General features: G+C 69.7%; 21 protein-coding genes. 5 read left to right on the plus strand and 16 right to left on the minus strand.

Going from position 1 to position 24,644, the window contains the following annotated elements; translation table 11 throughout:
* Positions 1-2: 2 nt before the first annotated feature.
* Positions 3-641, minus strand: coding sequence for a DUF1990 family protein (locus FHG54_RS10845; protein ID WP_139417284.1), 639 nt, complete (start codon positions 639-641; stop codon positions 3-5).
* Positions 642-651: 10 nt separating this feature from the next.
* On the minus strand, positions 652-2,505 hold the full coding sequence (gene lepA, locus FHG54_RS10850) for a translation elongation factor 4 (RefSeq protein WP_139417285.1): 1,854 nt from the start codon (positions 2,503-2,505) through the stop codon (positions 652-654).
* A 79-nt stretch (positions 2,506-2,584) separates the two neighbouring features.
* Between lepA and FHG54_RS10855 the strand changes: the two genes are divergently transcribed.
* Together FHG54_RS10855 and rpsT are read left to right on the plus strand one after the other, a co-directional pair.
* Positions 2,585-3,337, plus strand: coding sequence for an alpha/beta fold hydrolase (locus FHG54_RS10855; RefSeq protein WP_139417286.1), 753 nt, complete (start codon positions 2,585-2,587; stop codon positions 3,335-3,337).
* A gap of 196 nt (positions 3,338-3,533) precedes the next feature.
* Entirely contained in the window at positions 3,534-3,794 is a 261-nt protein-coding gene (rpsT, locus tag FHG54_RS10860; RefSeq protein ID WP_139417287.1) for a 30S ribosomal protein S20, read from the plus strand.
* Between the two features lie 111 nt (positions 3,795-3,905).
* On the opposite strand, the gene holA is transcribed toward rpsT, so the two are convergent.
* The 10 genes from holA to FHG54_RS10910 all read right to left on the minus strand — a co-directional run bounded on the left by holA (position 3,906) and on the right by FHG54_RS10910 (position 19,149).
* Positions 3,906-4,994 (minus strand): DNA polymerase III subunit delta, encoded by a 1,089-nt coding sequence (gene holA, locus FHG54_RS10865; protein ID WP_139417288.1) that lies wholly within the window; start codon positions 4,992-4,994, stop codon positions 3,906-3,908.
* 5 nt (positions 4,995-4,999) lie between these two features.
* Positions 5,000-7,387 (minus strand): ComEC/Rec2 family competence protein, encoded by a 2,388-nt coding sequence (locus FHG54_RS10870; protein WP_139417289.1) that lies wholly within the window; start codon positions 7,385-7,387, stop codon positions 5,000-5,002.
* Position 7,388: 1 nt separating this feature from the next.
* The gene (locus tag FHG54_RS16790; RefSeq protein WP_233437751.1) at positions 7,389-7,751 is read right to left on the minus strand and encodes a ComEA family DNA-binding protein; all 363 of its coding nucleotides are present in this window, start codon (positions 7,749-7,751) and stop codon (positions 7,389-7,391) included.
* 399 nt (positions 7,752-8,150) lie between these two features.
* Entirely contained in the window at positions 8,151-9,146 is a 996-nt protein-coding gene (locus tag FHG54_RS10880) for a DUF4862 family protein (RefSeq protein WP_139417290.1), read from the minus strand.
* Positions 9,147-9,152: 6 nt separating this feature from the next.
* A complete protein-coding gene (leuS, locus tag FHG54_RS10885; RefSeq protein WP_139417291.1) occupies positions 9,153-11,726 on the minus strand; it encodes a leucine--tRNA ligase in 2,574 nt (857 codons plus the stop codon).
* Between the two features lie 77 nt (positions 11,727-11,803).
* Complete coding sequence (locus FHG54_RS10890; protein WP_139417292.1) at positions 11,804-13,303, minus strand: anthranilate synthase component I family protein; 1,500 nt, start codon at positions 13,301-13,303, stop codon at positions 11,804-11,806.
* A 13-nt stretch (positions 13,304-13,316) separates the two neighbouring features.
* Positions 13,317-15,062 (minus strand): thiol reductant ABC exporter subunit CydC, encoded by a 1,746-nt coding sequence (gene cydC / locus FHG54_RS10895; RefSeq protein WP_139417293.1) that lies wholly within the window; start codon positions 15,060-15,062, stop codon positions 13,317-13,319.
* The gene (cydD, locus tag FHG54_RS10900) at positions 15,055-16,719 is read right to left on the minus strand and encodes a thiol reductant ABC exporter subunit CydD (RefSeq protein ID WP_139417294.1); all 1,665 of its coding nucleotides are present in this window, start codon (positions 16,717-16,719) and stop codon (positions 15,055-15,057) included. Before cydD ends, cydC begins: the two co-directional genes overlap by 8 nt.
* Complete coding sequence (cydB, locus tag FHG54_RS10905) at positions 16,720-17,724, minus strand: cytochrome d ubiquinol oxidase subunit II (RefSeq protein WP_139417295.1); 1,005 nt, start codon at positions 17,722-17,724, stop codon at positions 16,720-16,722.
* Positions 17,725-17,736: 12 nt separating this feature from the next.
* Entirely contained in the window at positions 17,737-19,149 is a 1,413-nt protein-coding gene (locus FHG54_RS10910; RefSeq protein WP_139417296.1) for a cytochrome ubiquinol oxidase subunit I, read from the minus strand.
* Positions 19,150-19,261: 112 nt separating this feature from the next.
* On the opposite strand from FHG54_RS10910, the gene FHG54_RS10915 reads away from it, so the two are divergent.
* The 3 genes from FHG54_RS10915 to FHG54_RS10925 all read left to right on the plus strand — a co-directional run bounded on the left by FHG54_RS10915 (position 19,262) and on the right by FHG54_RS10925 (position 21,406).
* A complete protein-coding gene (locus FHG54_RS10915; RefSeq protein ID WP_139417297.1) occupies positions 19,262-19,636 on the plus strand; it encodes a BlaI/MecI/CopY family transcriptional regulator in 375 nt (124 codons plus the stop codon).
* A gap of 339 nt (positions 19,637-19,975) precedes the next feature.
* A complete protein-coding gene (locus FHG54_RS16795; protein WP_233437752.1) occupies positions 19,976-20,575 on the plus strand; it encodes a M56 family metallopeptidase in 600 nt (199 codons plus the stop codon).
* 81 nt (positions 20,576-20,656) lie between these two features.
* Positions 20,657-21,406 carry a DedA family protein gene (locus tag FHG54_RS10925; protein ID WP_139417298.1) on the plus strand — a complete coding sequence of 250 codons (750 nt, stop codon included), beginning with the start codon at positions 20,657-20,659 and terminating at the stop codon, positions 21,404-21,406.
* Here FHG54_RS10925 and FHG54_RS10930 read toward each other — a convergent pair.
* The 4 genes from FHG54_RS10930 to FHG54_RS10945 are packed head-to-tail and all read right to left on the minus strand — an operon-like array spanning position 21,403 to position 24,567.
* The gene (locus FHG54_RS10930; protein WP_139417299.1) at positions 21,403-22,329 is read right to left on the minus strand and encodes an ABC transporter substrate-binding protein; all 927 of its coding nucleotides are present in this window, start codon (positions 22,327-22,329) and stop codon (positions 21,403-21,405) included. The genes FHG54_RS10925 and FHG54_RS10930 overlap by 4 nt on opposite strands.
* Positions 22,326-23,141, minus strand: coding sequence for an ABC transporter permease (locus FHG54_RS10935; protein ID WP_233437753.1), 816 nt, complete (start codon positions 23,139-23,141; stop codon positions 22,326-22,328). The genes FHG54_RS10930 and FHG54_RS10935 overlap by 4 nt, the downstream gene beginning before the upstream one ends.
* A complete protein-coding gene (locus tag FHG54_RS10940; protein ID WP_139417301.1) occupies positions 23,066-23,758 on the minus strand; it encodes an ABC transporter permease in 693 nt (230 codons plus the stop codon). The genes FHG54_RS10935 and FHG54_RS10940 overlap by 76 nt, the downstream gene beginning before the upstream one ends.
* Positions 23,755-24,567 (minus strand): ABC transporter ATP-binding protein, encoded by an 813-nt coding sequence (locus tag FHG54_RS10945; RefSeq protein ID WP_139417302.1) that lies wholly within the window; start codon positions 24,565-24,567, stop codon positions 23,755-23,757. The genes FHG54_RS10940 and FHG54_RS10945 overlap by 4 nt, the downstream gene beginning before the upstream one ends.
* Between the last annotated feature and the right edge of the window lie 77 nt (positions 24,568-24,644).

The following is a 24,644-nucleotide window of genomic DNA, read 5'->3' on the forward strand; positions in this document are numbered from 1 at the left end:
GACTAGACGCCGCTTGCGGGGTGCAGCGCCCGCAGCTCGAGCTTCGTGAGCTCACGGCGGCGCTTGCGCCGTCGCGGTGCGGTGACGCCCGATGTGGCGAGCAGCGAGCGGATGGTCAACCAGACGGTGTCGTCGTCGCGGTGCTCGAGGATGAACGACTCCTCGCCGCTCTCGGGGCCGTCGGCCGTGGTGCCGTAGGCGAAGCCGATGCGACCGGGCTCGTCGATGACGTAGACCACCAGCACCGGCGTCTTCGCGACGCCGAAGCGGCGCTTGCGTTCGAGCACGGCCGTCATGCCCGACGCGATGTACGGAGTGCCGTCGGCACCGAAGCGTTCCTCGGCGCGCTGCTCCGGCTGCTCAGCGAGCGGTGCGCCGCCGGCGTCGTAGACGATGCCCGGATACTGAGCGCCCGTGCCCGCCGAGACCTCGGAGACCTCGAACCCTGAACCGCGTTGGATACCCCACGTCATGAGCGACTCCGCAGCACGTTCGAATCGCGCGGCGCCGGAGCCGAGACGGACCGCGTCCTCGGCGGGACGGTAGCCGGCAGGCGGGTATCGCAGCAGATCGGGTGCGAGGGTCGCTCCGATGGCGCCATAGGTGACCGACTGGTCGGTGAACGTGCTTCGGCGGGTCATGATCGGCCTTCTACTTCTTGTCCTTCTTCTCGACGTCTCCGCTGAGCGCGGCGATGAATGCCTCTTGGGGCACTTCGACGCGACCGACCATCTTCATGCGCTTCTTGCCCTCCTTCTGCTTCTCGAGGAGCTTGCGCTTTCGGCTGATGTCACCGCCGTAGCACTTGGCAAGCACGTCTTTGCGCATCGCGCGGATCGATTCGCGCGCGATGATGCGGGCGCCGATCGCAGCCTGGATCGGCACCTCGAACTGCTGGCGCGGGATGAGTTCGCGGAGGCGCCCCGTCATGAGCACGCCGTAGGCGTACGCCTTGTCGCGGTGCACGATCGCGCTGAATGCGTCGACCTGCTCGCCCTGCAGCAGGATGTCGACCTTCACGAGATCGGCGGCCTGATCGCCCGTCGGCTCATAGTCGAGCGAGGCGTAACCGGCGGTCTTCGACTTCAACTGATCGAAGAAGTCGAAGACGATCTCGCCGAGCGGGATGTTGTAGCGGATCTCGACCCGATCTTCGCCGAGGTACTCCATGCCGATGAGCGACCCGCGACGCGACTGGCAGAGCTCCATGATCGTGCCGACGTAGTCCTTCGGTGCGAGGATCGCGGCCCGCACCATGGGCTCGCGCACCTCGGTGATCTTCGCTCCGGTCGGGAACTCGCTCGGGTTGGTGACCGTGACGGTCTTCCGGTCTTCGCTCGTGACTTCGTAGACCACCGACGGTGCCGTCGCGATGAGGTCGAGGCCGAACTCGCGCTGCAGGCGCTCGGTGACGATCTCGAGGTGCAGGAGGCCGAGGAAGCCGCAGCGGAAGCCGAAGCCGAGCGCAACCGAGGTCTCCGGCTCGTAGACGAGCGCGGCATCAGACAGCTTGAGCTTGTCGAGTGCTTCGCGAAGCTCGGGGTAGTCGCTGCCGTCGATCGGGTAGAGCCCCGAGAACACCATCGGAAGCGGCTCGGTGTACCCGGGCAGCGCCTCGGTCGCCGACTTCGCCGCCGTCGTCACCGTGTCGCCGACCTTCGACTGCCGCACGTCTTTCACGCCCGTGATGAGGTAGCCCACCTCGCCGACGCCGAGGCCCTTCGAGGGTTGCGGTTCCGGCGCGCTCACGCCGATCTCGAGGATCTCGTGGGTCGCCCTCGTCGACATCATCTGGATGCGCTCGCGCGGGTTCAGGTGTCCGTCGATCATGCGGACGTAGGTGACGACACCGCGGTAGCTGTCGTACACCGAGTCGAAGATCATCGCCCGCGCCGGGGCATCCGCGTCGCCGACCGGTGCCGGAATGCGCTCGACGACCCGGTCGAGCAGGTCTTCGACGCCGACGCCGGTCTTGCCCGAGACCTTGAGCACGTCGTCGGGCGAACCGCCGATGAGGTCGGCGAGCTCTTTCGCGTACTTCTCGGGGTCGGCGGCCGGCAGGTCGATCTTGTTCAGCACGGGGATGATCTCGAGGTCGTTCTCGAGCGCCAGGTAGAGGTTCGCGAGGGTCTGAGCCTCGATGCCCTGTGCCGCGTCGACGAGCAGGATCGCGCCCTCGCAGGCCGCGAGCGAGCGGGAGACCTCGTAGCTGAAGTCGACGTGACCGGGTGTGTCGATCATGTTCAGCGCGAAGGAGGTGTCGCCGAGCTGCCACGGCATGCGCACCGCCTGGCTCTTGATCGTGATGCCGCGCTCGCGCTCGATGTCCATGCGGTCGAGATACTGCGCGCGCATGTCGCGGTCGCTCACGACGCCGGTGATGCCGAGCATTCGGTCGGCGAGCGTCGACTTGCCGTGGTCGATGTGCGCGATGATGCAGAAGTTGCGGATCAGCGCGGGGTCGGTGGTTGCAGGCACCGGCGGGTTCGTGGCTCTCGGGGACATCCCGTCGATTCTCCCACGACTTCGCCGCTGACTTCGGACAGGTGCCTCCCGGCACGCCCCGGCTACGCTCGGAAGGACCATGACCGTCGCCCGCGTCGTATTCGTGCACGGCCTGCGCACCTCGGCGACGATGTGGCGCAGGCAGCTGATCGATCTCGCCGGTCATGACATCGACGCCGTGGCGATCGACCTGCCGGGTCACGGCTCGCGCATCGGCGAACCGTTCACAGTGAGCGCCGCGATGCACGCCTTGGCCGGCGCGTTGCCGGCCCGCGACGAACCCGCACGTACGACAGTGCCACCGACACTGCTCGTCGGCCTGAGCCTCGGTGGCTATCTCGCCGTCGAGTTCGCGGCGAGGCACCCGGGTCGCATCGACGGACTCGTGGCGGCCTCGTGCGGAACTCGGCCGAGGGGTGCGGGCCTCGCAGGCTACCGGCGACTCGCCGCGCTGATCGGCCGGCTCCCCGATCGCGGCAGGGCCCTGAACGATGCGATGGTGCGAACCTTCCTCCGAGGTGCCGCCATCGACGATGTGCTCGCGGGCGGGGTGGCGATCGACGTCATGCGTCCGGTGCTCACCGCAATCTCGGAGCTCGACCCTGAGGCGGCGCTCGCTCGGGTCGACAAGCCCGTATGGTTCGTGAACGGGCGCTTCGACCATTTCCGTCTCGAAGAACGGCGGATGCTGCGTGCCACCGCTCGTGGACGGCTGGTCGTGGTGCCGGGGGCCACCCACCTGGTCAGCCTCAGCCGGCCAGACGATTTCTCGGCCGTGGTACTGGGCGCCGTCGCCGAACTCCAGACGCTCGCGCACCGGCGACGCGCATGACCTGTCGCGCCGGACCGACCCTTGTCTGGGAATCATCGTTCGGCGCGCCTGGGCGAGCGTTGGTGCCGTGGCCGCGGAACTGGTATCGTTGCCTGTTGGCTTGCGTGCGGGTCCCACCCCGCACGATTCGCCGGTGGGGCCCCTCTACCTCTCCCGGCACATCCGGTACCCGCATAGAACGAAAGACGAACTCCACGTGGCAAACATCAAGTCGCAGATCAAGCGCAACCGCACGAACCTCAAGGCGCAGGAGCGCAACAAGGCCGTCAAGAGCGAGCTGAAGACCGTCATCCGCACCGCGAAGGACGCGATCGCGACGGGCGACAAGGCCTCGGCGACGACCGCCCTCCGTGCCGCGACCCGCAAGCTCGACAAGGCCTCGAGCAAGGGCGTCATCCACAAGAACCAGGCCGCGAACCGCAAGTCGGCCCTCGCGAAGCAGGTCGCCGCGCTCTGACGCAGCACGCACTCGAATGAAGGCCTCGGCACGAATGTGTCGAGGCCTTCGTCATGCCGCGGGCGCGACACCGGGAGGATGTGGGCGGGCCTGCCGGTCAGTCGCGAGACGCTAGTCTCGCCCGCGCGAGGAGATGACGCCGACGAGTCGCTCGAGGGCGAACACGGGATCGCGCTCGGCGCCCTTGACCGCGGCATCCGTGGCAGCGAGCGCCTCGATCGCGCGGCCGAGCCCCTCGTCGGTCCAGCCCGCGAGATCGCGCCGGGCGCGGTCGACCTGCCACGGAGCGAGCCCGAGCGAGCCGGCGAGCTGAGCCCCACCGCCGCGGGCGCCCGACACCTTGGCCATGGTGCGCACCTTCATGGCGAACGCGGCGACCAAGGGCACCGCGTCGGCACCGCTGTCGAGCGCGTGACGGAGTGCGATGAGCGCCTCGCCATGCCTGCCGGCGATCGCGGCGTCGGCGACCGCGAAGGCGTTGGTCTCGACCCGACCGCCGTAGTAGCGTGCGACGACGGCCTCGGTGATGTCGGATGGCGCGTCGGCGAGCAGCTGCCGGCAGGCGGCCGAGAGTTCGCGCAGGTCGTCGCTGAACGCCCCGACGAGAGCCCGCAGCGCACCGGGGCTGATCTTGCGGCCGGCGGCACGGAACTCGGCTGCTGCGAACTCTTGCTTCTCGGCGTCCTTCTTGAGTTCGGCGCAGACGATCTCGATGCCGCCCCCACCCCCGCCGCGAATCGCGTCGAGGAGCTTCTTGCCGCGCACGCCGTTGCGGTGGCGCAGCACGAGTGTCGTCGACTCGGCGGTCTGCTCGAGGTACTCGAGTGCGTCGAGCAGGAAGTCGTCGCTCGCACGCTCGACGCCGCTCACCCGGATGAGGCGCGGCTCACCGAACAACGAGGGACTCGCGAGCGTCATGAGCTCGCCGCGTCGATAGCCGTCGGCTTCGAGGTCGCTCACTTCGAGAGCGGGATCTTCGCCGCGCAGGAAGTCGCGCAACATCGTGATCGACCGCTCGGCGAGCACGTCTTCGGCCCCCGTGACGAGCACAACGGGCGCGGGCCGAATCGCATGCCACGCGAGTTGCGGGATCACCGCCTTCGTCTTGGGCGATGCCCCGGAGCGTGAACCCCCTGTGCGCGATGCGCCTGTGCGCGATGCGCCTGTGCGCGATGCCACCGCACCTCCCGTTCGTCGCATCGAGTCTACGGGCCGCCGGCGACACCGGCGCCTGCGTTCCCGCGCTCGCTCCACACCCGGAACCCGTCTCCGTCGGCCGTCAGCAGCGCGGTGCCCGAGCGGTCGGTTCGCACGACCGTCGTGCCCTCGGCGCGCAGCAGATCGAGAAGCCGATCGGTCGGGTGGCCGTAGCTGTTCTCGCTCCCGACGCCCACGACCCCCGCAGTCGCGCCGAGCTCGTCGTACAGGCGCTCGCTCTGGTCGGCCGACCCGTGGTGCGCGACCTTCACGAGATCGACCCGACCGATGTCGGCGGAGCGGAGCAGACGATCCTGCGCCCCTTCACCGAGGTCGCCGAGAAAGGCGCCGCGGTAGCGCGGCGTGGTGACGTCGAGCACGATGCTCGCGTCGTTGCCCGGCTCGGCGCCCGGCGTCGGCCAGAGCACGCGCCACCGGGCATCGCCGAACGTGCCGCCGAAGCCCGCCACGACCTCGACCGGTTCGGCGCCGGCCTCGACGAGCTGATGCAGGGCCCGAGCCGATCGATCGCCGTCGAGCGGCCCGTGGAGGACGGTGTCGACCCGGCCGGCGACCGCCGAGACTCCCCCGACGTGGTCGGCATCCCAATGCGTCAGCACGAGCAGGTCGATTCGAGCGATGCCGAGCAGGGTCAGGCAGCGAGACAGTGCGGCGGGCTCCGGACCGGTGTCGATGAGCGCCGTCGCCGCTCTCGTGCGCAGGAGGATCGCGTCACCCTGCCCCACGTCGCACGCGGCGACATCCCAGTCTGAAGGCCGAGTCGCTGCGCCGACGAGCGGCCGGCCTGCGAAGAGGCCGACCGGGACTGCGATCGCGACGAGCAGCACCGCAGCGGCGATACCGCGGAGCGGGCCGCGACGGCGTGAGCCGAGCGCGAGCCAGAGCGTGACGGCCGTGCACGCCGCGAGGAGCAGGGCGCCCGGGGCGTCGGGCAGCCACTCGAGACGCGACGCGGGCATCGCCGATGACGCCCGGGCAAGCAGCGCGATCCACGACGCCGGGAGCCACGCGAACTGCAGGCACGCGAAACCGACTGATGGCAGTACCGGGAGGAGCAGGCAGCCGATGAGTCCGACGACCGTGCCGACGGGCGCTGCCGGCGCCGCCAGCAGGTTCGCCGGCACTCCGTACAGGGCGATCGCCGGGTCGAGCAGCACGAGCACGGGCTGGCACGCGAGCTGGGCCGAGAGCGGAACGCCGATGAGGGCGGCGATCGGCACGGGCATCCACCGTGCCAGCGCTTCGGTGAGCGGCCGCGCGAGCAGCAACAGGCCGGCGGTCGCGAACACCGACAGCGCGAACCCGTAGTCGCGGGCATACCAGGGGTCGACCACGAGCAGCACGATGACGGCGACCGACAGTGCGGCGGCCGGCCCGCCCGGCCGGCCGGCCGCGACCGCCAGGAGTACGACGACGGCCATCGCCGCGGCTCGAACGACGCTCGGCTCGGGCGTGACGAGCACGACGAATCCCGCGAGGGCGGTGAACGCGATCGCCGCTCGCACGAGACGAGGCAATCCGAGCAGCGCGGCGAACGCGAAGGCCGCGGCCGTGACGATGGCGCAGTTCGCGCCGGAGACGGCGGTCAGATGGCTGAGCGACGACGCTTTCATCGCCGCGTCGAGGCTTTCGTCGACCGCGCTCGTGTCACCGATCGCGAGCCCGGGTACGAGCGCCCCGCCGTCACCGTCGAGCGAGCGCGCCGCCTCGGCGAAGCCCGTGCGCAGACCCACGGTCCAGGCGATCCACGGGGGCGGCCCGGCAATCGAGCCGACCTCGCCGGCAAGTCGGAGCCGGAAGGCCGCCCCCTCTTCGGCGGGCAGGGCCGTGACCCTCGCCGTGACCGCGACGCGAGCACCGAGTTGCAACTGCGAGGCCGGCAGCGACATCACCGCCGTCACCGGCACCGCGCGCACTGCAGCACCGTCGACGGAGATCGCCCGGCCCTCGACCCGAAGCGCCGGCGCCTCACCATCGGTGAACCAGCCCGCCCGCATCGCTCGGGGAGCGCCGGTGAGTTCGATCACGGCGCTCACGCTGCGGTGATTCTGTGCCGCGTCGGCGAGCCGAGAACCTTCGCGCGCGTCGAGCCCGAGGGCCGCGGCGCTCGTCACCAGTGCTCCGGCCGACAGTATGACGAGTCCCGTCGCCGAGAGCCGTACGATCGGCGCGGCGACGGCGCGCTCGCCCTTCGAGACGAATCGGCACCGCCCGCGCACGGCAGCAGCGACTGCGACGCCGGCTGCGAGGCCCGCCCCCGCCCAGAGGCCCCACGCGAGGCCCCAGGAGCTCTCAGCACCGCCGGGAATGCCGATGGCGCACCAACCGGCCACCCACGCGAAGGTCGCGGGCACGAGCAGTCGCACGTCGTGCACTTCAGGGCGCCACGAGTTGCTCGAGGCCCGCGAACACGGCGTCGCCGATGCCGGCCACGTCGAGCAACTGGTCGACGGAGGTGAACGGCCCGTTGGCTTCGCGCCAGTCGATGATCCGTTGGGCGAGCGCCGGGCCGATGCGCGGGAGCGTCTCGAGTTCGGTGATGCCCGCGGAGTTCAGATGCACGAGCCCGTCGGCACCGCCCGGCCCCGAGGCGACACCACCGGCCTCGGCGGGCGGTTGGGCCTGACCCGGTACCGGAACGACGAGCTGCTCGCCGTCGACGAGCGGGCGCGCGAGGTTCACGCCGGCGGGATCTGCCTCGGCCGTGAACCCGCCGGCCGCCGCGACCGCGTCGACCACCCGGGCGCGGTCGCGAGTTCGACGAGGCCCGGCGCGCGACCGCGCCGAGCACGTGCACGAGCACGGACGGTGACGCCGCTTGCGACGGCGGGTCGGTCGATGCATCCGCTCGCCCGGCGCCGGATGCCTCGATTCGTGCCTGCTCACCGCCGCCGCCCCCGCTGAACGACAGCAGAGCTGCGACCGCCACTGCCATCACGAACAGCACGACGGCCGCACCGACCGCAACCCGCACCCGCGGGCCGGCTCGGCGCGCCGACGGGTCGAGTGCCGCGAGCGGGTCGACGGCGTCGCGTGCGGGCATGCTGGCACGCTAGATCGACCGGCATCACTCGAGGCGAAGTCTGACGCGCCCAGTGAAACCGGCGTGACATCCGCACCCTGTCGAGGAGGAGTCGCTCAGCGCGTGTCGTCGGCCAGGATCCGGTTCATGACGGCGACGGCCTCGGCCACCAACGCCACCCGTTCCGCGAGCGGCGCGTCGGCGCGGGCACAACCGACCTTCACGCCGGCCCACTCGAGCCGGCCCGCAGCCGTCACGACGTCGGCGACGGCCCGCTCGGTCATCAGCGAACTCGTCGTGCCATGCAGGATCTGCGGCGACGGAGCGAACGGCAGGTGCGCATCGATCCAGGCGGGCCCGAACTCGGTGTCGGTATCGGCCACGCCCGAAGCGATGAACCCCTTCAGAAGCCCGCGTCCGGCCGCCAGACGCGCGTGCTCCACCGCCGTATCGGTCGTGCGCCCCTCGATGACCGAGCGTCCCCAGTTGAGCGAGACACCGATGTCGGCACCCGAGCGCTCGATCGCGTCGAGCTCGTCTGCCAGATCGAGGAAGCCCTTCTCCGGCGCCCGGCCTTCCCGCCATGCGTCGCAATGCTCGAGCACGAGCTCGACGTCGCCCCAGTTCCACGCGGCGATCTCGTCGAGAGACCGGGCGAGCGCATCGGCGCTGCCCCGCGCACCCCTCGGCGCGCTGTGCAGCTCGACGACACCCACGACCGGTCGGGCCTGCGCATGGTCGAACGCGCGCACGCCGTCGAGCAGCCGACGGACCTCGGCGACGGCGGCCTGGCGACCGCCGGCCTCGACGGACGCGAGACCGTACTCCGGTGCCGTCGCGATCCGGCCCATCGTGAACGGGATGTCGGTCACGACGGCCCGGAGCGCCGCAGGGAACCGGCGATGAAGCCAGCCGTCATCGTGCGGATGGATGCTGCCCGACCACGGCAGCTCCAGCGCCCCGACACCGGCTGTCGCGGCCAACGCCTCGAAGAACTCGGACTCGACGACCGGATCCCATGAGCGGTGCGCGGGCGACGCCGCATACGCCCCGACGACGAGGCCGGCGAATCGGCCTGATGCCGGTTCCGCCTCGGTGCCCGGGTCACTCACGGTCGATCAGGCCTTCGTCGCGATGTTCACGAGGCGCGGAGCGCGGACGATCACGTTCACGACCTCGCGCTCACCGACGGCGCGGGCGACCGCCGCCGAGGCACGCGCCATCGCCTCGAGCTCGGCGCCCGAGACCTTTGGCGACACTTCGAGGCGATCGCGCACCTTTCCGTCGACCTGTACGACGGCCGTCACCGACTCCTCGACGAGGAGCGCGGGATCGGCCTTGCGCCACGGCACGAGCGCGACGGACGGCTCATAGCCGAGTCGCTGCCACATGTCTTCCGCGGCGAACGGTGCGAAGAGGTCGAGGATCATCGCAGTGACCTCCGATGCCTCGCGCACCGCGGCATCGCCGGCACCCGCGCCGGAGTCGATCGTCTTGCGCGTCGCGTTGACGAGTTCCATGAGCCGTGCAACCACGACGTTGAACTTGAACGCCTCGACGAGCGCCGGAGCATCCGCCAGCAGTCGATGCGTGATGCGGCGCAAGGCGATGTCGCCCGTCTTCCATTCGACATCGGGGGTCGAGGTGACCTCGCCCGAGATGCGCCAGGCACGCGCCAGGAACTTCGCGGAACCGACCGGCGAGACATCCGCCCAGTCGATGTCGTCTTCCGGCGGACCGGCGAACGCGAGCGTGACCCGCAGTGCATCGGCGCCGTGGGCCGCGAGCTCGCTCGCGAACTCGACGAGATTGCCCTTCGACTTCGACATCTTCGCGCCGTTCAGGATCACCATGCCCTGGTTCAGGAGCGAGGTGAACGGTTCGGTGAAACTCAGGTACCCGAGATCGAAGAGCACCTTCGTGATGAACCGCGAATAGAGCAGGTGCAGGATCGCGTGCTCGACCCCGCCGACGTACTGGTCGACGGGCAGCCACTTCTCGGCCTCGGCCGGATCGAACGCGCGCTCGTCGTTGTTCGGGTCGAGGTAGCGCAGGTAGTACCACGAACTGTCGACGAACGTGTCCATCGTGTCGGAGTCGCGCTGGGCGGCACCGCCGCAGTTCGGGCAGTCGACGTTGACCCACTCCTCGGCTGCTCCGAGCGGGCTCTTGCCCTTCGGCTTCAGGTCGAGCCCCGCGGCATCGGGCAGTCGCACCGGCAGTTCGGCCTCGGGAACCGGCACCTCACCGCACGTCGGGCAGTGGATGATCGGGATCGGCGTGCCCCAGTAGCGCTGACGGGAGATCAGCCAGTCGCGCAGGCGGTAGTTCTTCGACGAACGGCCGAGGCCGCGCTCGGCGAGGATCTCGGTCACCCGGCGGATCGCGTTGGACTTGGAGAGCCCGTCGAGCGGACCCGAGTTCATGAGCCGGCCCTCGCCCGCGAGCGCGATGCCGGTCGACGCGGGGTCTTCGACGGGCAGGTCGTCGGGCAGCACCGGGTCGCCGTTCTCGTCGAGCGGGATGACGGGGATGACGCCGGTGACCGGGGCATTCGTGTCGACGACGACCCGCACCGGCAGGTCGAAGGCCCGAGCGAAGTCGAGGTCGCGCTGGTCGTGTGCCGGTACGGCCATGATCGCGCCGTGCCCGTAGTCGGCGAGCACGTAGTCGGCGGCCCAGATCGGCAGCCGCTCGCCGTTGACCGGGTTGATCGCGTAGCGCTCGAGGAAGACGCCCGTCTTCGGCCGGTCGGTCGAGAGCCGGTCGATGTCGCTCTCGGCACGGACCGAGTCGAGGTAGTCCTGGAAGCGTGCGCCCACCTCGGCCGAGGCTCCGCCCGCGAGCTCTGCCGCGAGCTCGGAGTCGGGCGCGACGACCATGAACGTCGTGCCGAAGAGGGTGTCGGGGCGAGTCGTGAAGACCGGGATGCGCTCTTCGCGCCCCTCGATCTCGAACTCCACGTCGGCGCCGGACGAGCGGCCGATCCAGTTGCGCTGCATCGACAGCACCTTCGCCGGCCAGGCGCCCTCGAGCTGGTTGAGGTCGTCGAGCAGCCGGTCGGCGTAGTCGGTGACCCGGAAGTACCACTGCGTGAGGGCCTTCTTCGTGACGACCGCGCCGCAGCGCTCGCAGTGGCCGTCGACGACCTGCTCGTTGGCGAGCACGGTCTGGTCGTTCGGACACCAGTTGACCTGGCCCGCCTTGCGGTACGCGATGCCCTGCTCGTAGAGCTTCAGGAAGAGCCACTGGTTCCACTTGTAGTACTCGGGGTCGCTCGTGTGCAGCTCCCGCGACCAGTCGAACGACGGCGCATATTGCCGGAAGGCGCGCTTCTGCTGCTCGATGTTCTCGTAGGTCCACGCGCGCGGGTCGACGCCGCGCTTGATGGCGGCGTTCTCGGCAGGCAGGCCGAAGGAGTCCCAGCCGACGGGGTGCAGCACATCGAACCCCTGGTGACGCCAGTACCTCGCGACGGTGTCGCCGTAGCCGAACGCCTCGGCGTGACCCATGTGCAGGTCGCCGGAGGGGTAGGAGAACATGTCGAGCACGTACTTGCGCGGCCGCGTGTCGCCGGCGCGACCTGCACGGAAGGGTTCGGACTCGTCCCACACGGGAAGCCACTTCGCCTGGATGGCGGCGAAGTCGTACGCGCCGGCATCGGCGTGCGCTGGGTCCTGGTCGTGTGCCACGTGACTCTCAATCGTGTGTCGCTCGGGGAGGGGTTTCGGGCACGCCGGATCGCGGCGTACTCGGACATCAAGACTACTCACTCCGAGTCGCGGCCCGCGCCGAGAACTGCGAGCAGTGCGCGTGCCTTGACGCGGGTCTCCTCGATCTCCTCGGCTGCGACCGAGAGCGCGGTGATGCCGCCGCCGGTGCCGATCGAGGCACCTCGCGGGGTGAGCACGATCGAGCGGATCACCATGGCCAGATCGGCGCTGCCGTCGACGCCGAGGTACCCGAACGCACCGGAGTAGACACCCCGGGGCCCCTGCTCGAGCTCGTGCAGGATCGTCATGGCGCTGCGCTTCGGAGCCCCGGTCATGGAGCCGGCAGGGAACGCCGACTCCACGACATCGAGCGCGGTGAGCGGATGCCGCAGCCGCGCGGTCACCGTCGAGACGAGTTGGTGCACGTGCGCGTACTGCTCGACCTCGAGCAACCACGGCACCTCGACCGTGCCGAGCTCGGCGATGCGGCCGAGATCGTTGCGCATCAGATCGACGATCATGAGATTCTCCGCGCGCTCCTTCTCGCTCTCGACGAGCTCGCGGCGGAGCGCCTCGTCGGCGACGGGATCGCCGCTTCGCGGCCGAGTGCCCTTCATCGGCTTCGTCGTGACGAACCCGCCGGAGTCGACGCGGAGGAACTGCTCGGGCGAAGCGCTGAGCAGCGCGACGTCGCCGAAACGCACGTAACCGCCGTGATGGCTCGGGCTCGAGGCCCGCAGCGCCAGGTAGGCGGTGGCGGGGTCGGGGTGCACGTCGACGTCGATCCGGTTCGTGAGACAGAGCTGGTAGGCGTCGCCGCGCACGATCGCAGCCTGGCACTCCGCGATGAGCCCCGTGTACCGCTCCGGGTCGTGGCGCCAACGTGCCGATCCGACGGCTCGACGCGCGTCTGCGGTCACCTGCGCGGCCGAGTCCCCCGGCACGGATGACGCGTCGAGCCCGTCGACGGCACGGGCGAGTTCCTCGTCCCAGCCGGCGACGGGCGCAGCTGCGTCCTCGACATCGTCGCCGTCGCCGTCGCCGTCGACCAGCCAGACGAGCCGCATCGAACGCGCGCCGTGATCGAACACGAGCGCCCGGTCGATGAACAGGAACGCGGCATCCGGAGTCTCGGCCTCGGCGATCGCCACCTCGTTCAGCTGCGCTCCGAGCTCGTAGCCGAACCAGCCGAACCAGCCGAGGGGCAGGGGGCAGTCGGCGAATGCGTCGGCCTCGTCGAGTGCGCTCGCGCCCGCGACCGGTCGACCTTCGCCGAGCACCCTGCCGAGCACCTCGAAGATCGATCCCGAGGTCGTGACCGGGGCCCGCACGGCCCCGTCGGCGAGAGGCAGCGACCGGGTCACGGTGCCCCGGAGCGCGTCGGCCGTCACGAACTCGGAGCCCGGGTTCGCGACCGCGAGCACGCTCGCGCCCGACGAGGCGTCTGCGCCGCCGTCGAGCCATACGACGTGCGTCGACTCGGCGTACAGCGCGGTGAAGACCGCGTCGGGTTCGCGCCACCCCGGCAGAGTGCGGTGGCGGAGGCGACGCGGCATCCCCTCAGCCTAATCAGGGCTGTGCGCCGCCCGGAACGCCGGCAGACGGGAACGCCGGCAGACGGCCGTGTTCGATCGTCACCACGCGATCGACGAGTGACCGGTCGACCGGAGCATGCGAGATGAGCACCACACTGCAGCCGGTGCGAGTCGCGGCGTCGGTCAGATCGCGCAGCAGTGCGTCGGCATGCGCGGGGTCGACGCTCGCCGTCGGTTCGTCGAGCACGAGCACCGGAAAGCGGGCGAGCATCGCGCGGGCCAGTGCGATGCGCTGCGCCTGCCCACCCGAGACGAGGGCGCCGCGCTCGCCCACCTTCGCGCCCAGTCCGCCGCGCTCATCGACCCAGTCGCGCAGGCCCACCCGGCCCAGCACCTCGAGCAGTTCGTCGTCGCTCGCCGTGTCGCGCGCGAAGATGAGGTTCTGGCGGACATCTTCGTCGAAGAGCCACGGTCGCTGCTCGACGAGGCCCACGAGGCCGCGCACCTCGGCAGGATCGAGTGTCGAGGCTTCCACGCCGCCGAGCCGGTACGAGCCCGCGTAGTCGAGGAACCGAACCAGCACGTGGGCGAGCGTGGTCTTGCCCGCGCCGGATCCACCGCGGACGAGCAGGCGTTCGCCGGGTGCGATCGTGAGGTCGACGCGGTCCAGCGCTGCTCCCGTGCCGTCCGCGGTGACGCCTCCGGCGCCATCGGCGGCCGTCGGCGGCCAGCTCGCACGCACCCCGCGCAGCTCGATCATCGGCGGCCGATCGGACGCCGGCGGCGCGGCCGGCGCCACCGGCGCCAGGGGGATGCCGGCCGGCACCGTGTCGGGCACGGCGCTCGCGACTCGCGTGGCGCTCGCCCGCGCGAGTCGGAGCGACGATGCGGCGAGCGGCACGGCCGTCGCGACCTCTGCGATCGCGAGCGGCACGAGGCAGAGCATGGCGAAGGTCGGGCCGTCGATGCGGCCGTCGTGCAGAAGCGGCACCGCCGCCGCGAGGCTCGCGGCCACGGCGAAGCCGCCGATCGTGCTCATCGCCGCTGCCGCGACGCCCGTGGCTGCCGCGCGCGTGCGCGTCGCTCGCGCATACCGATCACCGAGTTCGTCGATGCGCCGACGACCGACTGCCGCGGCATCGAAGGCCACGAGCACGTCGAGCGTCTGCACGTACTCGACGACCGCCGCCTGCAGTTCGCCGCGAAGCGGCGCCGTCGTGCGCTCGGCCCGGGCGAGCGCACGCTGCTGCACGAGAAGCGCGCCGCCGATGCCCACGACGAGGCAGACGAGCACCGCGAGCGCCGACTGCGGTGCGATGAACCCGATGCCGACGACGGCGGCCGCGAGCACGATCGCCGCGCTCACGAGCGGCTGCACCGCCCGCAACGGCACGTTCTGCAGCTCGTCGACATCGCTCACGAATCGATCGAGCAGATCGCCTCGTCGCACGGACGCGATGCCGTCGGGGGCGACCGGCAGCATGCGCTCGAACACGTCCGAGCGGATCGCAGCGAGCTGCCTGAACGAGGCGTCGTGGCCGCTCAGTCGCTCGAGGTAGCGGAACACCGAGCGGCCGAGCGCGAACGCACGAACACCCACGATCGCCATCGAGAGGTACAGCACGGGGGGCTGCTCATCCGCACGCGCGATCAACCAGGCCGAACAGGCGAGCAGGACGACGCTCGATCCGGCCGAACCGATGCCGAACAGCACAGCAGGGGCGAACCGGCGCCAGTTCGGAATGGCACGGCGCAGGATGTCACGGGCCGGATCAGACACGGGCCGCCTCCAACTCGATCACGCGGTCGGCGTCGTCGGCGAGTGCCGCGCGATGGGTCGACACGACGACGATCCGTCCCTCCGCGACGAGCTCGAGGAGCGCGCTGCCGAGCTCGGACTCGCGGCCGGCGTCCTGCGCAGAACTCGGCTCGTCGAGGAGCAGCAGCGGGGCGTCGCGAGCGAGCAGGCGATGGATCGCCCGAGCGGTCGCGACACGCTGCGCCTGACCGCCCGAGAGCCCGGAACCACCCGGTCCGAGCCGCAACTCGGGATCGAGGTCGACGCCCGCGAGCCGGCAGGCGCGAGTGCAGAGCGCGGGGTCGGCGTGCTCGTCGCCGAGCCTGACGTTCGAGGCGATCGTGCCGGCGAGCAGTGCCGTCGTCTGGCCCGACCACGCGATCTGCGACCGGCTGCTCGCGCCCTCACCGGTGCGTGCACCGAGCCTTCCCCCATCGAGTCGGGCCTCCCCCTCGAACACCGCGAAGCCGAGCAGCGCGGAGAACAGGCTCGACTTGCCCGAGCCGCTCGCCCCGATCACCGCGACGAGCTCGCCCCGATGCGCCTCGAGATCGAAGCCGTCGAGCACGACCCGGTCACCGCGCAGGACCCGGATGCCGCGGAGCCGCAGCCCCTCACCGACATCCGCGATCTCGTCGGTTCCGTCGGTCTCGCCGATGTCATCGCATACCGGTGCCCGGCCCTCCCGCTCGCTCGCGTCGAGCAGGTCGAACGCGTCGACCGACGCTTCGACTCCCTCGGTCGAGGCGTGGAAGGCGGCGCCGACGTTCCGGAGCGGGAGGAAGACCTCGGGCGCGAGCACGAGCACGAACAATCCCGCGATGAGGGTCATGTCGCCGACGACGAGTCGCAGGCCGATCGAGACGGCGACGAGGGCGACGGAGAGGCTCGCCGCGAATTCGAGGGTGAAGCCCGAGAGGAAGGTGATGCGCAGCACTTTCATGGCGTGTGAGCGGTAGTCGTCGGTCACGGCCCGGATCCGTGCCGTCTGCCGCTCGGCACGACGGAAGAGCAGCAGCGTCGACAGCCCGCCGACGACCTCGAGGAAGCCGCGTGAGAGTGTCGCGAGACTCTCCCACTGTCGTCGTTGCACGACCTGGGTGGCCATGCCGATGAGCGCCATGAACACGGGGATGAGCGGCAGCACGATGACGAGCACGAGCCCCGAGAGCGGGTCGGCGAACCACGCCATCGTGACGAGCACGGGCGTGACGACGATCGTCGACACGAGCTGCGGCAGATACTGCCCGAAGTACGCGTCGAGCGCGTCGAGGCCGGGCCCGAGCAGCGTCGCGATGCGCGCGGTCGGAAAACCGGGCAGCCCCTCCGGGTCGGCCTCGAGCGCCTCGAGCAGTTCGCGCCTCAGCTCACCCTTCACCCGGGTGGCGCCGGCCGTGCCCACGACGTCCCACGCCCACGCGGCGGCGGCGCGAACGGATGCCGCGGCGACGAGCAGCACGAGCAGCGACACGGCCTCGGGCATTCGCCTGCCGTCGAGGATGCCCGTCACGAGGGTGGCGAGCGCCCACGCGAACGCGACGATGGCGCCGCTCTGCACGAGCGCCAGGGCACCGCCGGCGGCAATGAAGCGGCGGGCGGATCGGGAGCGGCGAAGGAGCCGCGGATCGAGCGGTTTCACCTAGTGCGCAGCCGCCTCGATCGTGTCGCGTGAGACGCGTTTGCGGAAGACCCAGTACGTCCAGCCCTGGTAGAGGAGCACGAGCGGAAGGAAGACCACGGCGACCCAGCTCATGACGGTGAGCGTGTACGTCGAGCTCGAGGCGTTCACGATCGTGAGGCTGTTCGCCGGGTCGTTCGATGCCGGCATCACGTCGGGGAACAACGCGGCGAAGAGCGCGAACACCGCGGCCGCGACCGTGACGGCCAGCAGGGTGAAGGCGATGCCCTCCGCGCCGCGCAGGTTGGCGAGCCATCCGCCGATCAATGCGATCGCGGCGACGACCGCGAGGATCCAGAACCAGGGTGTGCCGTATGCGAGACCCGTCCAGAGCAGGAACGCGGCAGCGACGACGATCGTGATGAGACCCGACTTCGCGGCGAGGCGCCGGGCGCGCTCGCGCAACTCGCCCTCGGTCTTCAGCGAGGCGAAGATGACCCCGTGGGTGAAGAAGAGCAGCAGCGTCGTGAGACCGCCGAGCAGCGCGTACGGGTTCAGCAGATCGAAGAGCGTGCCCGTGTAGTTGTGATCCGCGTCGAGGGGCACCCCCTGCACGATGTTCGCGAACGCGACGCCCCAGAGCAGTGCCGGCACGGCGGAGCCCACGACGATCATGCCGTCGAACCACTTCTTCCACTTCGACTCGGGTCGCTGATGGCGGTACTCGAACGAGACGCCGCGAGCGATGAGCGCGAGCAGGATGAGGAGCAATGCGAGGTAGAACCCCGAGAAGAGCGTGGCATACCACTCGGGGAACGCCGCGAAGAGCGAGGCTCCCGCGACGATCACCCACGTCTCGTTGAGATCCCAGACGGGGCCGATCGTGTTGATGAGCACGCGGCGATCGGTGTCGTCCCTGCCGAGGAACGGGAGGGACATGCCGACGCCGAAGTCGAAGCCGTCGAGCACGAAGTAGCCGACGAAGAGGAACGCGACGATCCAGAACCAGAGCACTGTGAGATCCATGGCGGTGTCCTTCTAGTAGACCGTCGAGGCGGGCTCGACGCGGCCGGTTTCGGGATCGGGTTCGCCGACTTCCGGCGGGCCCTTCCGGATGGCGCGGATGATGAGGCGCACCTCGACGACGGCGAGGGCGCCGTAGATGAGGGTGAACGCCACGAGCGAGATGAGCACGTCGAGTCCGGTCACGTTCGGCGAGACGGCCGATTCCGTCGGCAGCAGGCTGAACACGATCCAGGGCTGACGCCCCATCTCGGTGAAGACCCAGCCGACGATCATCGCGGCGAGCGAGAGCGGGAAGCTCCAGACGGCGACCCTCCAGATCCACGTCTGCTTCGGCATCCGTCCCCGACGTGTCAGCCAGAGGCCGACGACGGCGACGAGCACGTGGGCGAGCCCGAGGCCGATCATCCAGCGGAACGACCAGTACGTGACCCAGATGATCGGCGTGTAGTCGCCGGGTCCGTAGAGCTCCTGGTACTGCGCCTGCAGATCGTTGATGCCTTCGACGCAGCCGTCGAAGGTGTGTGTCGACAGGAACGAGAGCAGGTAGGGCACGCGGATCGAGAAGAGCTCGGTCGAGCCGTCGGGGGTGCCGAGGGTGAAGATCGAGAAGGAGGCGTCCGCGCCGCACGCCGTGTCGTACATCGCCTCGGCCGCCGCCATCTTCATCGGCTGGGTCGCGACCATGGCGAGGCTCAGCTGGTCGCCGAACAGGGTCGTGAGGATGCCGGAACCGACCATCACCCAGAGGCCGAACTTCAGGGCGGGACGCATGGTGTCGAGGTGCTGATTGCGGGCGAGGTGCCACGCGGCGGCGCTGATGATGAGACCGGCCGACACCATGAAGCTCGCGGCGATCGTATGCGGAAACGCTGCGAGCGCGACCGGATTGGCGAGCAGTTCGCCGATGTCGACGAGTTCGGCACGGCCTCGCTCGACGTTCATCTCGTAGCCGACCGGGTTCTGCATGAACGCGTTCGCGGCGATGATGAAATACGCCGAGACGATCGAGCCGATAGCGGTGCACCAGATGGTGGCGAGGTGGAGTCCGCGCGGGAGCTTGTCCCAGCCGAAGATCCAGAGTCCGATGAAGGTCGCCTCGAAGAAGAAGGCGAGCAGACCCTCGAGCGCGAGCGGGGCGCCGAAGACATCGCCGACGAATCGTGAATACTCCGACCAGTTCATGCCGAACTGGAACTCCTGCACGATGCCGGTGACGACGCCCATCGCGAAGTTGATGAGGAAGATCGTGCCGAAGAATCTCGTGATCCTCAGGTACTCGGCCTTCCCCGTGCGGTGCCAGGCCGTCTGGAAGACGGCCGTCGAGGTCGCGAGTCCGATCGTGATCGGCACGAAGAGGAAGTGGTAGACGGTGGTGAGCCCGAACTGCCACCGGGAGAGAAGCAGCGGATCCAGCAACTCGTTCAAGAGCGGTCCCTTTCGCACGCGATCGTGTCGTGACGTGGTCGGTTTCTACGCACGGTAGAACTTTCTTCTACCGAGAGTAGAACATTTCACCGACGGCCGGTAATCTGGACGTATGGCGAGTCTGGGCGAACTGGAGCGCTCCGTGATGGAGGTGCTGTGGTCGCGCGACGCCGAGCTCACGGCGAACGAACTGCGCGATGAGCTCGCGCATCGCGGCGGCGAGCCCGGGCGTTCCGTCGCGACGACGACGATGCTCACGGTGCTGTCACGACTCGAGCGCAAGGGGTTCGTGTCGCGCGCGCGCGACACCCGCCCCCACCGCTACCAGGCGCTCCTGACCCGTGAAGAGCACACCGCTGAGCTCATGCACGAAGTGCTCGACCGCGCGAGCGATCGCGATGCCGCGCTCGCACGATTCGTCGGCACGGTGAGTGCCGGAGAGGCCGCGACGCTGCGGCGAATCCTCGACGGCCTCCCCCGATCCTGACGATGCTCGCCGTCGCCGCACTGCTCGGCGGGTTCGCCCTCCTGCTCGCCTGGCCCGTTCCCCTCGCGCTCTCGCGCGCCTCGTGGCCCGCCCGATCGCCGGCGATCGCTCTCGCGCTCTGGCAGGCGATCGCGCTCGGCGGCGGTCTCTCGATGATCGGCTGCCTGCTCGTCTTCGGCGCCTCCCCGGCCGGTTCGCTGCTGGGCGCCGCCGAAGCGCTCCTCCCCCGGCTGTTCTTCGGCCCGATCCCGCCCGAATTCGGCGTCGTGCACCTCGCGGCTCTTCACCCTCGCAGCGGGGCTCGCGCTCCACCTCGCCCTCAACCTCGCGCTGACCGCGGTGCGTGCCGAGCGCGAACGCCGCCGCCAGCACCAGCTCATCGACCTGCTCAGCGACCCGATGCCCGGTCAGCCCAGCACCCGGGTACTGGCCCATCCGGCTCCCCTCGCCTACTGCGTGCCGGGCATTCGTACGGCGACCGTGCTCACCGAAGGCCTCGTCGACGCCCTCGACGAGGCCGAGCTGCGCGCCGTCATCGCGCACGAACGCGCGCACCTCGACCAGCTCCACCACCTCGTGCTCCTGGCGTTCCGAGCCTGGCACAGCGCCCTGCCCTGGTTCCCGATCGCCAACCGCGCCGAGCGATCCGTCGCGCTCCTCGCCGAGATGCTCGCCGACGACCGCGCCCGCCGCGAAGCGGATGACGACGCGCTTCGTCGCGCGATGCTGCAGGTGGGCAGCGACGGCGAACCCGGAGCGTATTCCGAGTCGGGCGGCGTCGTTCCCGACGCGATGATGCTCGATGCACGGCTCGCCCGCCTCGACGATTCGCAGCGCCCCTCCGGGCCGCTGACCGGCTCGGCCGTGGTGTGGGCCGCCGCGGTCATCGTCGCCGTGCCGGTCGTCGCCCTGGTCGCCACCCTCGGCGCGGTCGTCTGACCGGCCACGCTCCGAGGCGCTCGCAGCGAATCATTCCGCGGGGTGATGCCGTTGTCCAGCGCGGGTCGCTACGCTCGAACGATGAACGAGATCCTCGACTGGATCCTCGACACCGTACAGGCCGTCGAACCGATCGCCCGAACGCTGATCGCCGGCATCGGCATACTGCTCGAGACCTCCGTGCTCATCGGCCTCGTCGTACCGGGCGACACGATCGTGATCGTCGCCTCGACGGCCGTCGGCGGCATCGGCGAGTACCTCGCGCTCACGGTCACGGTCATCGTCGGCGCGCTCATCGGTGAGAGCATCGGCTTCGCCCTCGGCCGGTGGTTCGGTCCGCACATCCACCGCTCATGGGTCGGGCGCAGGATCGGCGATGAGAATTGGGCGAAGGCCCGGCGATACCTCGAACGCCGCGGCGGCCCCGCCGTCTTCATCTCGAGGTTCCTCCCCGTGTTGCACTCGCTCATCCCCCTCACCGTCGGCATGAGTTCGATGCGATATCGCAGGTTCATGGCCTGGACGGTGCCGGCATGCGTCATCTGGGCCTTCACCTACGTGACGGTCGGGTGGCTGGCCGCGGGCAGCTACCGGGAGCTGAGCGGGCAACTGCACTGGGCGGGCTACCTGTTCGTCGGCGTCATCGCACTCTTCCTCCTGGCGGTCTGGAGCGTGAAGAAGCTCCTCGTGCGCTCCGAGGCCAAGCACATGAGGGCGACGGATGCCCCGGAGCAGGTGTCGTCGAAGGCCGACGGCGGGGTGCCCGCCGACGGCGAAGGGCCGGACACCGCGGCATCCGACCCTTCGAACCTCGACGCGAAGAACCGCTAGAAGAGCGACTTCTCGGCGAGCCAGTCCGTCGCGATCTGCTCGGCCGACTGCTGTTCGTCGACGCTCAAGGCGTTGAGCGCCACGAGGTCGTCGGCGGTCAACGCCGCGCTCACGGTGTTGACGACCTCTGCCATCTCGTCAGTGACCTTCTCACTCACGACCGGCACCACGTTCGACGCCAGGAAGAGCCCTTCGGGGTCTTCGAGCGTCACGAGGTCGCTCGTCGAGATCGCCGGGTTGGCGCTGAAGATGTTGACGAGCTGCACTTGGCCGTCTTCGAGCGCTTTGATGGTCAGCGGGCCGCCGTTGTCTTCGATCGGGGTGAACCCGACCTCGACGCCGTACACCGACTCGAGGCCATCGGGACCGTATGGGCGTGTCGCGAGTTCGGAGTTGCCGCCGAGAGTCAGCGGAGTCGTGACCCCCGCGAGGTCGGCAAGACTCGTCACCCCGTTCGCCTCCGAGAACTCCTTCGTGACGTTGTAGGAGTCTTGGTCGGTGGCGGGTGCCTGATCGAGCACGCGCAGTCCGTCAGGCAGCGAAGTCTCGAGCTCGGCGTACACGTCGTCGCTCGTCGTGGCCGTCGTATCGGGCACGTAGTACTGCAGCAGGTTGCCCGTGTACTCGGGGAAGACGTCGATCTCGCCGGCCTCGATCTCGGGGATGTACACCTCGCGCTGGCCGATGCGGAACTGGCGATCGACGGTGAATCCGTTCTCCTCGAGCGCCTGTGCGTAGATCTCGGCGATGATCTCGTTGGAGTAGTAGTCCTGCGAGCCGACGACGATCGCCTCGGACGAAGCGTCGCCGGTTTCCGATCCGCTCTCCAGCGGATCACCCGACGCGCACCCTGCCAGGGCCACTGTCGCCCCGACCGCGACCGCTGCGAGTGCAACGAGCCGGCCTTTTCCTGTGATGTTCATTCTCGATTCCCTTCGGTGACGGGTTGCCCCACGACCGCTCGGGGCCGGGTCGGCCCTGAGCGGAGCTGTCTGGTTCTGGTCGCCCGCACGCCGGCGGGCACGACGAGGCGCTGCACGATGGCGAAGACGCCGTCGATCGCGAGAGCGAGCAGGATCACGAGGATCGAACCGCCGAGCATCTCGTCGTAGTTGCGGGTCTTCAGCCCCGCGAAGATGAACCGGCCGAGGCCGAAATCGGCGATGTAGGCTGCGAGCGTCGCCGTCGCGACGATCTGCAGCGTCGCAGACCGGATGCCGCCCACGACGATGGGCATGCCGAGCGGGAGTTCGACCTTGCCGACGATCTGCCGCTCGCGCATGCCCATGGCGCGCGCGGCGTCGACCGTGCGCCGATCGACGGATTCGAGACCCGCGTACGCTCCCGCCAGCAGCGGCGGGATCGCGAGGATGACGAGCGCGATGATCGGTGCGCGCAGGCCGATGCCGAGCCAGAGTCCGAACAGGGTCAGCACGCCCAGGGTGGGCAGCGCACGGAGGCCGCCCGCGATCATCACCGTGAGCTCTCTGCCCCGCCCGGTGTGCCCGACGAACGCTCCGATCGGCAGCGCGATGAGCGCGGCGATGGCGAGCACGATCACCGAGATCGCGAGATGCTGCACGATGCGCTCGGGAATGCTCCCGGCCCCGGTCCAATTCGCGGGGTCGATGATCCAGGCGATGGCCTCGAGCACGAGGTTCACGAGCGGTCGACCTCCTTCACGAGCGTCGTCGCCGCGGCACCCCTGCCCGTCTTCGCCTTCGGCCTCGACCACGGCATGAGCATCCGCCCGAGGGCCACGCTCGCCCAGTCGAGCCCGATCGCGAGGGCCATGGTGGCAACGATGCCCGTCACGATCTCGCCTTCGATACCACGCTGCAGCCCGTCGGTGAAGAGGCTGCCGAGACTCTGCACGCCGATGACGGCGCCGATCGTCGCGAGGCTCACGGTGCTCACGATGACGACCCGGAGTCCGGAGAGCAGCACCGGTCCGGCGAGCGGCAGCTCGACCGCCCAGAAGCGGCCCGTCGACGAATAGCCGATCGCGGTCGCCGACTGCCGCACGTCGGGTTCGACCGCGTCGAACGCGTCGGCGGCGGTACGTACGATCACGGCGATGCCGTAGAGCGTCAACGCGACCACGAGGTTGATCGGGGAGGTCGTGCGCTGCCCGGTGACGACCGGCAGTGCGATGAGCAGCGCGAGCGACGGGATCGCGTACAGGAGCCCGCAGAGCGTGAGCAGCACCCCGCGCGACCACTGGTGGCGATGCGCGAGCCATCCGATCGGCACGGAGATCACGAAGCTCAGTATGATCGCGGGCACCGACAATGCCAGGTGGATGAGCAACAGCTCGCCGACCAGGTCGAGGTTCGCCCAGAACCAGGTCACGAGGCGAGCACTCCCGCGGGGCGTCCGTCGTCGTCGACGACGAGCCTGCGCCCGTCGACCTCGGTCACGTGCAGGGCGCGCTTGCCGCGATCGGCCCCGACGAAGTCGGCGACGAAGTCGTCGGCGGGATTCGCGAGGATCTCCGCCGGTGACGCGGCCTGCGAGATCTGACCGCCGAGCTGCATGATCACGACCTGATCGCCGAGGAGGAACGCCTCGTCGATGTCATGGGTGACGAAGACGACGGTCTTGCCGAGTTCGCCCTGCAGACGCAGCAGCTCCCGCTGCAGTTCGGCACGCACGATCGGGTCGACGGCTCCGAACGGCTCGTCCATGAGCAGGATGTTGGGGTCGACGGCGAGTCCGCGTGCGACGCCGACGCGTTGCTGCTGCCCACCCGAGAGCTGGCTCGGATATTTATCGGCGAGCGAGCGGTCGAGCCCCACGGTGTCGAGCAGTTCGAGCGCCCGAGCGTGCGCTTCGCGCCTCCGTTCGCCGCAGAGCATCGGCACGGTGGCGACGTTGTCGATCACCTTTCGGTGCGGCAGCAGCCCCGAGTTCTGCATCACGTAGCCGATACCGCGTCGAAGCCCGACGGGTTCGAGCGTGGCGACATCCGTGCCGTCGATGAGCACCTGGCCCGACGTCGCATCCACCATGCGGTTGATCATGCGCAGGAGCGTCGTCTTGCCCGAGCCGGAAGAGCCGACGAGGACCGTCGTCTTCCGCGGCGGGATGACGATGTCGACGCCCGAGACGGCGACGGTGCCGTCGGGGAACTGCTTCGTGACGCCACGGAACTCGATCATGCTGCCTCATTCCACGCCCGGCGTTCGCCGGACCGGATACCAGCCAAACACCATTCGCAGCTCTGGGCAACGAGCAC

This window comes from Agromyces laixinhei (genome assembly GCF_006337065.1).
GTDB lineage: Bacteria > Actinomycetota > Actinomycetes > Actinomycetales > Microbacteriaceae > Agromyces > Agromyces laixinhei.

Bases quoted from the DNA above. Each gene is read 5' to 3' on its own strand.
- FHG54_RS10845 (WP_139417284.1), bottom strand. From the start codon at position 641: ATGACCCGCCGAAGCACGTTCACCGACCAGTCGGTCACCTATGGCGCC.
- lepA (WP_139417285.1), bottom strand. From the start codon at position 2,505: ATGTCCCCGAGAGCCACGAACCCGCCGGTGCCTGCAACCACCGACCCC.
- FHG54_RS10855 (WP_139417286.1), top strand. From the start codon at position 2,585: ATGACCGTCGCCCGCGTCGTATTCGTGCACGGCCTGCGCACCTCGGCG.
- holA (WP_139417288.1), bottom strand. From the start codon at position 4,994: ATGCGACGAACGGGAGGTGCGGTGGCATCGCGCACAGGCGCATCGCGC.
- FHG54_RS10890 (WP_139417292.1), bottom strand. From the start codon at position 13,303: ATGCCGCGTCGCCTCCGCCACCGCACTCTGCCGGGGTGGCGCGAACCC.
- cydB (WP_139417295.1), bottom strand. From the start codon at position 17,724: ATGGATCTCACAGTGCTCTGGTTCTGGATCGTCGCGTTCCTCTTCGTC.
- FHG54_RS10915 (WP_139417297.1), top strand. From the start codon at position 19,262: ATGGCGAGTCTGGGCGAACTGGAGCGCTCCGTGATGGAGGTGCTGTGG.
- FHG54_RS10925 (WP_139417298.1), top strand. From the start codon at position 20,657: ATGAACGAGATCCTCGACTGGATCCTCGACACCGTACAGGCCGTCGAA.
- FHG54_RS10930 (WP_139417299.1), bottom strand. From the start codon at position 22,329: ATGAACATCACAGGAAAAGGCCGGCTCGTTGCACTCGCAGCGGTCGCG.
- FHG54_RS10945 (WP_139417302.1), bottom strand. From the start codon at position 24,567: ATGATCGAGTTCCGTGGCGTCACGAAGCAGTTCCCCGACGGCACCGTC.